Origin of the sequence: Bartonella sp. CE47NXGY (genome assembly GCF_042195415.1) — a bacterium.
GTDB lineage: Bacteria > Pseudomonadota > Alphaproteobacteria > Rhizobiales > Rhizobiaceae > Bartonella.
On sequence record NZ_JBHIOI010000131.1, the window covers coordinates 1 to 1,480 of the forward strand.

The 1,480-nt window shown below is 39.0% G+C and carries 2 protein-coding genes; both read right to left on the minus strand.

All coding sequences use genetic code 11. The features are described 5' to 3' along the window. Positions 1-177: 177 nt before the first annotated feature. A complete protein-coding gene (locus tag ACFIL3_RS10115; protein WP_375682222.1) occupies positions 178-1,005 on the minus strand; it encodes a hypothetical protein in 828 nt (275 codons plus the stop codon). Between the two features lie 19 nt (positions 1,006-1,024). Beyond that, a partial coding sequence (locus tag ACFIL3_RS10120; protein ID WP_375682223.1) for a hypothetical protein occupies positions 1,025-1,480 on the minus strand: 456 nt, incomplete at its 5' end.

Genomic DNA, 1,480 nt, shown 5'->3' on the forward strand with positions numbered 1-1,480 from the left:
TATTTCTGATAGCCATTGTTTAAAACGCAAGTAACGCATTCCACCGCCTTCAAAACGGCGCGATTGAAAATTCACGGCACCACTGAACATGTCACCACTTGCACCACGTATCGCCCACCCTGTTTTGGTACCTAGATCAAAACAAAGAATTGTATTATTCATCACGTTTATGAAGCTCTAAAGCCATATTCTGTACTCCCAATAATAACGGAGTCTCTCCAATGTTCTACGGTACCAAGGTAGAGATGCCATATATCGTTGTGGTGTTAACATAGACAATTCATAAGTCTTATTAGAAACGAACTGAGAGTTTATATGTTCACCACCCCTTATTCTTGTACCACCAAAAACCGCCCCTCCACCACTGATCCAACAATTGCCTTCATGACTTAGGTTATCTTCACTTTCTACCCAGCCCCCTAAATCACCTTTTTTGACATCACCAAAGTCTCTCAATGCACGTATGCGGTAAAGAGTATGATCATCAACTTCAATTGTTTCATCAGTAAGTTCGTATTTTTTTTCGCTACCATCAACCGACGCAATACTACCAATAATATCTTGAGAAATACGTGCATTACCAAATGCATTGGCAAATTCATGAATTGCTGCTGTACCATATACATGCGCCTGATCAAAAACATGAGCATTTCCATAAACCTTAGCTCTGCCGTAAACATGCGCATGATCATAAATTTCTGCATCACCGTAAACGTGTGCATTATCGTAAACCTGAGCATTGTTACCAACACATGCATTTTCATTAACACATGCCTTACCATAAACCTTGGCATTGCCGTAAACTCGTGCATTGCTATAAACATGTGCCTCATCGTAAATCCAACAATTACCCTCATGAGATAAGTTGCCCTCATGCTCTATAAAACCACCTAGATCCCATTGCTCGACATCTCCAAAGTCTTTTAATGCACGAATACGGTGAAGAGTTTTGCCACAAAATTTGATTATTTCATCAGTAAATTCATACTTCTTTTTAAGTATCATATCTTCCACCCCTCTCTCCTCACTTACCCTTCTTCTTACTCTTCTTATTCTTATGAGGCGGCGCTTTTACTGCTTCATCACGCTGTTTAAGCTCTTGTGTTAGTCTTTGAATTTTCTCGTCACGTTCTTTAATCTCTTGCTTCAGTTGTTTAATTTCCTCGTCGTCGCGTTCTTCAATCTCTTGCTTCAATTCTTTAATTTCCTCGTCGCGTAATTGCACATCTGCTTTTAGTGTCCGTATCTTTTCACTTTTCCGTGTAAACTCTTCTCGATACGCATCTATACTTTGTTTTAGTTCTTCAGTCTTTTGTTTAAGTTCTTTAATTTCCTTGTCACGTTCTTCAATTTCCTCGTCGTCACATTCTTCTATCTTTTGTTTAAGTTCTTTAATTTCCTTGTCACGTGATTGAACATCTGCTTCGAGTGTCATTACAACTTCACTTACATTTCTGAACGCCTTTTCATGCTCTTCAGT